We start from the raw sequence: 2,179 nt of genomic DNA on the forward strand, positions 1-2,179 counted from the left end.
TTGTGGCAACTTTTCCTCCCTCCGATGCCTCTCTTAACTCTTTTAATCTATTCGTTATAGCCACATATAGCTTGGCTCTATTATTGGGCGTGATGGCTTCGGTATGTTTTATGTCGCGCATTATCTTATTTAGCTTTACAGCATCAGTAGAGCTTGAAATTTTACTCTCCCACTCGCTCTTAGTTTCAGCTTCTTTGATAGCCTCTTTTTGCAGATCGGATAACTCTTTTGCCTTGCTTAAATAAAGCTCGCCCTTGTCGTCTTTTTTGACGATATAATATTCTTTGGTATCACTTTTCCAGCTTCCATCGTCCAGCCTAGCTTCAAACATATCGCCCTCTTTGGCGTTAAAAGTGTAAGAGGTTTCATAGTATTTGCGCTTACTATCCCACATACGAGTATTGCTGTCTATAAACTCCCTTACGGGCTTTCTATCGCTAAAGCTTATTTTGGATAAATACGCGTGTCCGTGCTTTCTTGGATCAAAGCTTTTAATTGTCTCAAGGGTAAATTTTTTCTCTGCGGGTTTATTATCTGCCAAGCCTTGTGCTTCTTTAGCTAGCTTATCTGCGGTTTTATCGCCTGCCGCCTCATTCTCGAGCCTTTGTCTAATCCCTGCTTTTTGATTTTCTATTATGGCTAGGCGCTCTTTGTCATCTTTAGCGTTTATTATCGCCTTTCTAAGATCGGCGGGCGGAAGTTCCTTTACTTTTTGGGAGGATTGGGGTATAATACTCGTAGTTTGGTAGCCCAAGCCTTGATTTTCAAGTTTGCTACCTGGCTGGGTGAAAGTTTGGATAATACCAGCATCTCCTGATTTTTCCTTGCTTATTTTCTCAAGCCTCTTTAGGTCTTTATCATTTACTTTGGTTGCGTGTTTAACATCGCCCGTTTGCTTTTCTACCGCAAGCTTACCTATTTTATTGCCATCTAATCGTTTGACTATCAACCCATAATCTAGCCTGTTATTGGCGTAAAAATGCGTCGGGTTTTCTTTTATTTCTCGGATCAGCTTAAACACGTTGGCAGGTCTGCCGCTAAACATCTCGGGGTGTTTATTCGCCAAATATTCTAAATCCGCCGAAATTTCATCGGTTTGCAGCTTCGCTAAATCTCTCACATTTGGGGCTAGCTCAAATTTGACATTATAATCGCTCTTTACCACTCCGCTGTCTTTCATCATAAAGCCTTCGCCCTGCTTGGGAAGCTCGCCCTTGGCGACCTTACCCGCCTTTTCGTCTAGCTCCTCTTTGATCTGCTTTTTAGCCATGTCGACTAGATTTACCTTCTCTTGTGTGGTTAAATTTGGATCTATCAAGGATTTTCTTAATTCCTCGGGGTTAAATTTAGCCCTTACGGCGTCATCCTCTTGGGTTTTTAAAATTTGCCTGATTTCAGGAATAACCTCTTTTACAAATTTATTCAACCCCTCTTTGGTCGCGCTGTCTAAGCCCTCCGTAGGTATTGCCTCGATATTTTTTATCGTGCCCTCTAAATCTCCTGCGTTTTTTAGGGCATTTACGATATGGTTTTTTAAAGCTTGATTATTTCCATACCAAGGGATTTTGGATTTCAATTTATTAACAAGTCGGTTTCTAAGCATTACCTGAAACGCTCCGGTAATCGATTTGCCGATACCTTGCTGTAGTTCAGCGGTCTTTGGCGTCATTTCGGATAGCTTTTTTAAAATTTCGCCTGAATTCTTAAGGATCGGCGCGCTTTCCTTGAGCTGATCTATCGCCCCCGCTACTCGTTCGCTTTTAAAGGGGATTTGATCTATTTGCTCCAAAGCGGCCTTAAAATCGGTTATCCCCTCTTTGGTGTTGCGCTCTATGATGTTTTTAAGCAAGCCGCCCTCTACATTTGCACGCTCGGCAGGGTTTAGGACGCTTAGCACTTCATCCAAATTTAGCCCTGTTTGGTTGTCTGCGCTTTTAAGTAGGGCGGAAGTCAGATCGTTTGTCGTTTTCATTCCGCGCGTCAGTCTTTTAAATAGATCGCTTTGCTCTATCTCTTTGTATGCACTATAATCCGCGCGTGCCGTCTGCATTAGCTCTTTAGCTCTTGCGCCCACTTCAGGATTTATTTGCGAAAACTGATCCAGCGTGCCGTCTATCGCGTCATCAATTATTCCCCTTGCTTCTCTTAGCTCGAGCAGTCTCTCTCTGCTTAGCGCGTC

1 pseudogene is annotated in these 2,179 nt (G+C 42.9%); it reads right to left on the bottom strand.

From position 1 onward, the window contains the following. Window positions 1–2,179 (bottom strand): annotated as a pseudogene (locus tag Q0256_RS06250) (hypothetical protein); the annotation flags it as partial.

This window comes from uncultured Campylobacter sp. (assembly GCF_937949835.1).
In the GTDB taxonomy this organism is placed as follows: Bacteria; Campylobacterota; Campylobacteria; order Campylobacterales; family Campylobacteraceae; genus Campylobacter_B.